This is a genomic window from Micromonospora sp. NPDC049230, assembly GCF_040647875.1.
In the GTDB taxonomy this organism is placed as follows: Bacteria; Actinomycetota; Actinomycetes; order Mycobacteriales; family Micromonosporaceae; genus Micromonospora.
The window spans coordinates 23,775-31,723 of the sequence record NZ_JBEZCZ010000062.1 but is presented as its reverse complement, the minus strand read 5'-3'; the positions used below and the strand labels follow the sequence as shown (position 1 = coordinate 31,723).

Here is a 7,949-nt window from a genome sequence, read left to right as displayed (position 1 = left end):
AACACACCACCGGCGAACGCGAGACCGGCAACGGACAGCACACTCTTACGCATGATCGTGTTCATGGGGGTAGCTCCTTCGGGGGTAGAACACCCACTGCCACCGATCGGGGCAACGGCGACCGCGGGTGCGAGCACCTCGTCCGGCGCTGCACAGACACAAGGGGAAAAAGTCTTCGGGGTTTCGACGCCTGCGAGCGGGGGGCTCGCGGCGCCGGGGTCCGGGTGTAACGACCCGGGGGCCAGGGTCATTCCCGGCTGGCCGACCTGCCGGCACCTGCGTGGAGGCGGTCGGGCGGTCGTTCGTGGGGACTGCAACGACCCGGGGGCCGGGGTCATTCCCGGGGTGGCCCGCCTGCCGGCACCTGCGTGGAGGCGGGCGGGCGGTCGTTCGTGGGGACTGCAACGACCGGGCCCGGGTCGGCATTCCAACCTGCCGGGCCTGCATCCCACACCCTGCGGGTCGGGCGTCGGGCCGGTGGTGCTGCGATCGTCAGGGTGTGTAACGACCCCGACCCGGCCACGATTCCGGCCCACGGGTGCGACCGGTCACCGTCCACCGAGCCGCAGGTACGGACAAACTCACCCATAACATCCGAACCGACACGCCCGAGCCGACCCGATCAGGCATGATCCACTCGCGTTCATGAAAACCGGGCCATCCCGGACGCCCGGACACCCCGATTTCAAGAAAACCGAGTCGATCAAGGCCCACCCGCAGGCCCACCGGCACGCCCAGGCCCACCCGCAGGCCCACCGGCACGCCCAGGCCCACCCGCAGGCCAATCCCAGGCCCGCCCGGCGCGTGCCGCGCCGGTTGTCAGGTGTCCAGGTAGCGCAGGATGGCGAGGATCCGGCGGCTGTAACCGGTCACCTCTGCGAGGCCGAGCTTGTCGAAGATGGCGTTGACGTGCTTCTCCACCGCGCTCTGCGACACGTGTAGTCGCTGGGCGATGGCGAGATTCGTGTGCCCCTGGGCCATCTCGTGCAGGACATCCCGTTCGCGCGGTGTGAGCCGCCCGAACGGGTCGGGCCGTTGCGAGCCGGCCACGACCTGACGAACCACCTCCGGGTCGAGCGCGGTCCCGCCGGCGGCAACCCGGTCGAGCGCGTCGAGGAAGTCGTCCACCTGGGCGACCCGGTCCTTCAGCAGGTAGCCGACCCCCTCGGGGCGGTCCGCGAGCAACCGGCCGGCGAAGCGCCGCTCCACGTACTGGGAGAGCACCAGGACGCCGGTGGCGGGCCAGCGTCGACGGATCTCCAGGGCGGCACGCAGCCCGTCGTCGGTGTGGGTGGGCGGCATCCGGACGTCGGTGACGACCACCGCCGGACGGGTCCGTCCGACCGCCTCGACCAGTTCGTCGGCGGTGCCGACCGCCGCGACCACCTCGTGCTCCTCCTCGGCGAGCAGGCGCGTGAGGCCCTCCCGGAGCAGCGTCGAGTCTTCGGCGAGGACTAGCCGCACGGCAGTTCCGCCAGCACCGTGGTCGGGCCGCCGACCGGGCTGGTCACCCGCAGCCGGCCGTCCAGTGCGGCGACCCGTCGGGCCAGGCCGGACAAGCCGCGCCCGCTGGGGTCCGCGCCGCCGACACCATCATCGTGTACGCGCATCCGGACCCACCCCTCCCGTACCCCGATCTCGACCGCGACCAGCGTAGCGGCGGCGTGCTTCGCGGCGTTGGTGAGCGCTTCGCAGGCCACGAAGTACAGCACCGTCTCGATCTGCCGATCGGGGCGGACCGGCAGATCGCAGCGGATCCGCACCGGCACCTCGGAGCGACGGGCGACAATGGCGAGCACCTCGCCGAGGTCGCTGCCGTCCAGCGCCGACGGGTAGACCCGCCACGCCACCTCGCGTAGCTCCGTGATGGCCCGCTGCACGTCCTCGTGCGCCTGGGTGAGCAGGGCGGCGGTGCGGTCGGCGTCGCGGGCACGCCGCGCCCGGCCGAGCAGCATGCCGAGGGCGACAAGCCGCTGCTGGAGGCCGTCGTGCAGGTCCCGTTCGATGCGTTGCCGTTCGGCATCGACGGCGGCGATGACTCCGGCCCGGCTGCTGGTCAGCTCGTCGACCCGCCGCGCCAGTTCGGCCCGACTGCCCGGCCCGAGCAGCCGCCGCGCCATCCGGACGTCCAGCGCGGCGACGCTGGCGAGCGCTTGGACGTTGAGCAGCAGCAGCACCACTCCGACGCCGACCTGCGCCAGGGTGTCGAGCAGGGACAGCTCGCCGCGTACCGCCGCGCGCAGCACGATCCCCGCTAACACCAGGCCGACGCCCAGCATCGCGTACGCCAGGAGGCCGAGCGCAGCGGGCAGGAGTCGGGCGGCCAGGTAGCCGACCTGCCGCCGGGTCGCCACCGCGTCGACCGCGGGCAGTTCGCTGCCGGGGAACAGTCGATCGAGGCGGGCGCGTTCCAGGCGGACGAGCTGGCCCGCGTACCGCTGGGTGAGCCTGGCGGCCCCGCGAGCGGCGGGTGGCACGGGCGCGGACACGGCGAGCGCGACGGCCGCGACGACCAGGAAGGCAAGCTCGACAGCGCCTGTCGCGCTGCCGGCGGCGACGAGAAGCGGCAGCCGCAGGCGGGGTCCGGGTTCGACGGTCACCTGCCCCCTCCCGTGCCGAGTCCGTCGCCCGCGGTGACCGGGGCGGCCTAGCGCTCGTCCGAGGTCCACGAACCGCTGCGGTAGAGGGTGCCGCGCCCAGCCGGATCGGGCACCCCGAGCGTCGGCTCGCCGTAACCGGCGGTGTCACTGTCGGCCCGCTCGGGGTCGCGGGCGCCTCGGCGGGCCCGCAGCACGCGGGACCCGACGAACCAGGCCGCCCCCGCCGCGCAGACCACGATCACCATTTTCTGCAGCGTGCCCGCGTACCCCTCGACGAGGTGCCAGTTGTCGCCGAGGAAGTATCCGGCGAGCACGAATGTGGTGTTCCAGATCAGGCTGCCCAGTGTGGTGTAGAGCAGGAACGTGCCCACCGGCATGCGCTCCACCCCGGCCGGGATGGAGATCAGGCTTCGGAAGATCGGGATCATCCGGCCGAAGAAGACGGCCTTCACGCCGTGCCGGAGGAACCACGCCTCGGTCCGGTCCACGTCGCTGAGCTTCACCAGCGGCAGCCGGGCCACGATGGCGCGCATCCGGTCGCGCCCCAGCGACGCGCCGACCAGGTAGAGCGCCAGCGCGCCCACCGCCGAGCCCAGCGTGGTCCAGAAGATCGCGCCGACCAGACTCATCCGGCCCTGCGCCGCGACGAACCCGGCGAGCGGCAGGATCACCTCGCTGGGGATCGGCGGGAACAGGTTCTCCAACGCCACGGCCAGACCCGCGCCCGGCCCGCCGAGCCGTTCCACCAGGTCAGTGACGTAGCCGACGAGCCCACCCTGCGGTGGTTCCGCTACGGCGGTGGGGGTTCCGGTGGCGAGCACGGCGTGGGACGTTCGAATCATGCACCCACCGTACGAAGCGATCCTGAGAGCCGACCATGCGGTTGACCGCCCGGCCCCGCGGGTCGACCGCACCGGTGGGGGTGCGGGAAACCACACCCCACTGCGGCTCGCGGTGGCGCAGCCACTGTGCGTACCCCGGAATGTCGCGGAGAACGCGCGGGCGCACGCCGCCGTGGTCCGCGCGGCGGGTGCCCGGGTGGTGGTGTTTCCGGAACTGTCCCTGACCGGGTACGAGTTGGACACGCCGGTCGTGTCGGTCGACGACCCGTGGTTGGTGCCGCTGGTCGAGGCGTGCGCCGAGACCGGCACGTTGGCCCTGGCCGGCGCACCGGTCGCGGGCGACCACATCGCGATGCTGGCGGTGACCGGCGACGGGGTGACTGTGGCGTACCGCAAGATGTGGCTGGGTGACGCCGAAGCCCGCCGGTTCCGGCCGGGCGACACACCCGCCGTGCTCACCGTGGACGGATGGCGGGTGGGACTGGCCGTCTGCAAGGACACCGGCGTCGTCGCGCACGCGGAGCGGACCGCGGCGCTCGGGATCGACGTGTACGCGGCGGGTGTCCTCGAGTCGGCAGGCGACAGCGCCGTGATCGACCTGCGGGCGCAGCGGATCGCGGCAGCCCAGCGGGTCTGGGTGGCGGTGGCGAGCTTCGCCGGGTCCACCGGCGGTGGTTACACCGAGGCTGCCGGGCGGTCGGGGATCTGGACACCGCAGGGCACTGTGTACGCGCGGGCGGGCACGACGCCGGGCGAGCTGGTCAGCGCCAGCATCGGCTGAGTGGCTGGTGTTTGCGCCGCGACCGGGACGTTGCGATGCTTCGCGGGTGACTTCCTTTCCCGGGACCTTCGCCGACGATGTCATCGGCCAGCCGGCGCAGACGCAGATCGAGACGTTCATCGACGAGCACCGCAGCGCACTCGACGGCTATCTGGACGGGCTGACCGAGGAGCAGTCGCGCCGCTCCCTGGTGCCGTCCCGGACCACGCTGCTGGGTCTGGTGAAGCACGCCACCTTCCTGGAGATGGTCTGGTTCGACGAGGCCGTCACGTGCCGGTCCCGCACCGAGATCGGCATCCCGGCCACGCCGGACGAGTCGTTCATCCTCGACGACGACGACACGATCGCCAGCGTGCGGCGAGCACACCGCGAAGCCTGCGCGGCCTCCCGCCGCGCGACGTCCGCGCTGGGCCTGGACGACGTGCTCCGCGGCAACCGGCGCGGCCCGTTGCCGCTGCGCTGGGTGTACCTGCACGTGCTGCGCGAGCTGGCCCAGCACTGCGGGCACGCCGAGATCCTGCGGGAGCAGATCCTGGCGGAGTGACGCGGGCGCTCAGGCGGCGTCCAACACCTCCCGCAGGCGTGCCGCGAACTCCTCGGGTTTGCCCGCGTAGCCGAACTCGCCACCGAGGAAACCGCCGTGGTGACTCGGGAACACCACGGCCTCCTGGCCGAGCAGGGCTGCCAGGCCGAGAGCCGTTCGCGCGGTGTACGTGCCCGTCGACTCCTCGCCGACGGCGATGACGATCCGCGTCGGTGCCGCGGCGAGCCGGCTCGCGTCCGGGCGGTAGTCGCTGATCGCCCAGGAAAGGTCCGACAGCAGCGGATCGTCGCGGCTGCCGTCGTCCTCGGTGGACAGACCGAACGTCGCCGGGTCGGCCGCGGGCCGGGCGAAGTACGCGTCGGTGAACTCGCCCTGCCACGACGTCATCGCGATGAACGCGGCCATGCCCGCACCGGCGCCCTTCGTCTGGTACGCCTGGTAGAAGTCGGCCCGAGCGCGCTCGGCGGCCCCGGCGTCGGGCAGCACCGCGTTGATCGGCGGCTCGTGCGCCACCAACGTGACGACGTCGCCCGGGTAGGCCGCGACGAGTTCGAGCGCCGTCACCGCACCGCCGCTGCTGGCGAACAGGTCGACCGGGCCCGCGCCGAGCGCCTCGATCAGGTGGTGCAGGTCGGCCGCCTGCTGCTGCGGCGTGTGGTCGGTGCGACCATCAGTGCGGACGCTCCGACCGAGGCCACGCGGGTCGTAGGTGACAACTGTGCGGTCGGTGAAGAGCGGGGCGAGCGCGGTGAAGCCCTCCGCCGCCATCGGTTGACCGATCATGAGCAGGACGGGGCGCCCGTCGGACGGGGGCAGCGGGCCGCGGACGTCGTAGACCAGGTCGACGCCGGGCACGGCGAGGGTGTGCGTCTGCGTTGTCGTCATGCCGCTGAGACTACGACCGGCGCGAAGCGGTGGTTGACCACGCCGTGCCGGCGACGGCCACGGATCACGCTCTGGCCCACCCGCCGATGTCGCCGAAGCGACGCAGTGTCCAGCGCGCCGGCGGCCAACCGCCGGGGTCGTGGTCGCTTGTCCATTCGGTGATCGAGGCCGGGGGCACGTCGAGGTCGAACGCTCGGAAGATCGGTTGCGCGGCGAGCGCGTGGAACGCGCCCTCGACGGTCTCGCTGTGGCCGACCAGCACCACTGTGGCGCCCCGGTGTCGATGGGCGATCTCCATGATCGCGCGGCTGACGCGGACCACCAGCTCGGCCCAGCTCTCGTTGCCCTCCTCGAACGGCCGGAACACGCCGCCACCGGCCACCGCGTGTTCGGTGCGGAAGCGGGCGGTCGGCAGGCCGTCGGCGTACGGGGGTGTGTGCCAGGTGCACAGGCCGCAGTCGGCCACCGGTCGGACGCCGAACGCCGCCCCGATCGGGTGCGCGGTCTCGACGGCGCGGCGCAGCACCGACGAGTAGACCGCCACCGGCCCGTCGGCAGCGACGTCACGGGTGAGCCGGTCGGCCAGGTCGTGTGCCTGCTCGTGGCCGAGGGCGGTCAGGCCCCGGCAGCCCCGTGGCCCGCCCACTATTCCTTCGAGCTGGTGGAGCGACTCGCCATGTCGCACGAAGATCAGACGTGTCCGCATCGGCACATCATGCCAGCGGCATCGACAGCGTTGTCAGTCGTCCGTACGGCCGACGGAGAAGCCGCTGGCCCGGGTCAGCAGGGCATCCAGTTGGGCACCCGTCTGCGCTGGTAGCCGGTCGCGTTGCACCAACTCGGCGATGCGTCCGCGCAGGTCGGCGACGCGCCGGGACCGGTCCCTGGTGTGCCGGTTCAGGTCGGCGAGTTCGTCGCGCAGATCCTCGGCGGTCTTGCGGTCCACGTCGCCGCGGGCGACCGCCCCGGCGAGGACCGCGGCGAACTCGCTGGTCACCTCCCGGAGGCTGACCGGCACCTGCTGCCCGACGGTCGGGGGCGCGGTGCTGGCGCTGGGTCGGGGCGAGGAGGGTGCCGGCGGCGTCGGCGAGTGCGTCGTGGGCGCGGGTTTCGGGGCGGAGGTCGACGGCGGGGCGGCCACCTGCGGCGAGGTGGGCCCGCTCGGTGTGCCGAGGGGGCCCTCGGCGAGCAGTGCGCCGACGCCGACGAGCACGGCGAGGCCGGCCGCGACGAGCACGGCGAGGGGCCGGCGCGACCGGCGGCGGGGCGGCTCGGCGGCGACCGGGGCCGGGCGGGCCGCCGAGCGGTCGATCAGGGTGGGCGGGTGCGCCGCCGGTGGGACGCGCAGCAGCTCGGTGGGCGGGTGCGCCGCCGACCGGACACGCAGCAGCTCGGTGGGCGGCTCGACCGGCTGGCCGGCGCCGAAACGGCGGGCCAGGTGCGCGGCGCTCGGCCGGTCGGCCGGGTTGGCGGCCAGGCAGGCGAGGGTCAACGCGGCGATGTCGGCGGGGAGGCCGGGCACCCGCAGCGGTGGCACCGGCGTGCCGCGCCGGTGCACCTCCAGGGCGTCCTCCCAGCTCTGCACCGGCAGCGGCGCCTGCCCGGTGAGGGTGCGGTAGAGCAGCGCGCCGAGGGCGTACACGTCACTGGCCGGGTCGGGCGGGCCGGCGGCCAGCCGCTCCGGGGCGAAGTAGGCGGGTGTGCCCATCAGCGGCTCGCCGGACTGGCTGTCGAGGCTGCCGAGCGCCGCGATGCCGAAGTCGAGCACCTTGGCGCCGATGTCGGTGAGCATGACGTTGCCCGGCTTGACGTCGCGGTGCACGACGCCGATGCGGTGCGCGGCGGCGAGCGCGGCGGCGATCTGCCCGGCCACCCGGACCGCCTCCGGCCAGGGCAGCGGCCCGGCCCGCAGCCGGTCGGCCAGGTTGTGGCCGTCGACGAGCTCCATCACCAGGTACGGGACCACGACGCCGCCGGCCAGGGTCGCCTCGGCGTAGTCGTACACCTGGGTCACGTGGGGGTGGGTCAGCCGGGCGGCCGCGCGGGCCTCGCGTTGGATGGTGGCCCGCAGTTGCGGGTCGGCGGCGAGCTGCCCGGCGAGGACCTTGATGGCGACCGGTCGGCCGAGCACGTCGTCGTCGGCCCGCCACACCTCGGACATGCCACCGAGGCCGATCCGCTCGTGCAGTACGTAGCGGTCGTGCAGACGGAGGGTGGGCATGAAGGGTGACATGGCTTCACCAGTCTGCCTGGCCGCGCCCCTTGCGGCCACTCTGCGTGCCCGGGCCCACACCGTT

8 protein-coding genes are annotated in these 7,949 nt (G+C 73.4%); 2 read left to right on the top strand and 6 right to left on the bottom strand.

Annotation, left to right across the window (positions count from 1 at the left end; genetic code table 11):
• Positions 1 to 819: 819 nt before the first annotated feature.
• Genes AB0A95_RS32480 through AB0A95_RS32470 form a run of 3 tightly spaced genes read right to left on the bottom strand, consistent with a single transcriptional unit; the run spans position 820 to position 3,442 of the window.
• A complete protein-coding gene (locus AB0A95_RS32480; RefSeq protein WP_357559559.1) occupies positions 820 to 1,464 on the bottom strand; it encodes a response regulator transcription factor in 645 nt (214 codons plus the stop codon).
• Positions 1,455 to 2,600 (bottom strand): histidine kinase, encoded by a 1,146-nt coding sequence (locus tag AB0A95_RS32475; protein ID WP_357559558.1) that lies wholly within the window; start codon positions 2,598 to 2,600, stop codon positions 1,455 to 1,457. The genes AB0A95_RS32480 and AB0A95_RS32475 overlap by 10 nt, the downstream gene beginning before the upstream one ends.
• A 47-nt stretch (positions 2,601 to 2,647) precedes the next feature.
• The gene (locus AB0A95_RS32470) at positions 2,648 to 3,442 is read right to left on the bottom strand and encodes a DedA family protein (protein ID WP_357559557.1); all 795 of its coding nucleotides are present in this window, start codon (positions 3,440 to 3,442) and stop codon (positions 2,648 to 2,650) included.
• 112 nt (positions 3,443 to 3,554) lie between these two features.
• Between AB0A95_RS32470 and AB0A95_RS32465 the strand changes: the two genes are divergently transcribed.
• Both AB0A95_RS32465 and AB0A95_RS32460 read left to right on the top strand, forming a co-directional pair.
• Positions 3,555 to 4,223, top strand: a complete 669-nt coding sequence (locus AB0A95_RS32465) for a carbon-nitrogen hydrolase family protein (RefSeq protein WP_357559556.1) — start codon at positions 3,555 to 3,557, stop codon at positions 4,221 to 4,223.
• A 46-nt stretch (positions 4,224 to 4,269) separates the two neighbouring features.
• Complete coding sequence (locus AB0A95_RS32460; RefSeq protein ID WP_357559555.1) at positions 4,270 to 4,767, top strand: DinB family protein; 498 nt, start codon at positions 4,270 to 4,272, stop codon at positions 4,765 to 4,767.
• Between the two features lie 9 nt (positions 4,768 to 4,776).
• On the opposite strand, the gene AB0A95_RS32455 is transcribed toward AB0A95_RS32460, so the two are convergent.
• The 3 genes from AB0A95_RS32455 to AB0A95_RS32445 all read right to left on the bottom strand — a co-directional run bounded on the left by AB0A95_RS32455 (position 4,777) and on the right by AB0A95_RS32445 (position 7,873).
• The gene (locus AB0A95_RS32455; protein WP_357559554.1) at positions 4,777 to 5,652 is read right to left on the bottom strand and encodes an alpha/beta hydrolase; all 876 of its coding nucleotides are present in this window, start codon (positions 5,650 to 5,652) and stop codon (positions 4,777 to 4,779) included.
• Between the two features lie 64 nt (positions 5,653 to 5,716).
• The gene (locus AB0A95_RS32450) at positions 5,717 to 6,358 is read right to left on the bottom strand and encodes a histidine phosphatase family protein (RefSeq protein ID WP_357559553.1); all 642 of its coding nucleotides are present in this window, start codon (positions 6,356 to 6,358) and stop codon (positions 5,717 to 5,719) included.
• 33 nt (positions 6,359 to 6,391) lie between these two features.
• Entirely contained in the window at positions 6,392 to 7,873 is a 1,482-nt protein-coding gene (locus AB0A95_RS32445) for a serine/threonine-protein kinase (RefSeq protein ID WP_357559552.1), read from the bottom strand.
• Positions 7,874 to 7,949: the final 76 nt, after the last annotated feature.

What these genes read in the sequence shown, in the direction of transcription:
- AB0A95_RS32470 (WP_357559557.1), bottom strand. Translation starts at nt 3,442, where the DNA reads ATGATTCGAACGTCCCACGCCGTGCTCGCCACCGGAACCCCCACCGCC.
- AB0A95_RS32455 (WP_357559554.1), bottom strand. Translation starts at nt 5,652, where the DNA reads ATGACGACAACGCAGACGCACACCCTCGCCGTGCCCGGCGTCGACCTG.
- AB0A95_RS32450 (WP_357559553.1), bottom strand. Translation starts at nt 6,358, where the DNA reads ATGCGGACACGTCTGATCTTCGTGCGACATGGCGAGTCGCTCCACCAG.
- AB0A95_RS32445 (WP_357559552.1), bottom strand. Translation starts at nt 7,873, where the DNA reads ATGCCCACCCTCCGTCTGCACGACCGCTACGTACTGCACGAGCGGATC.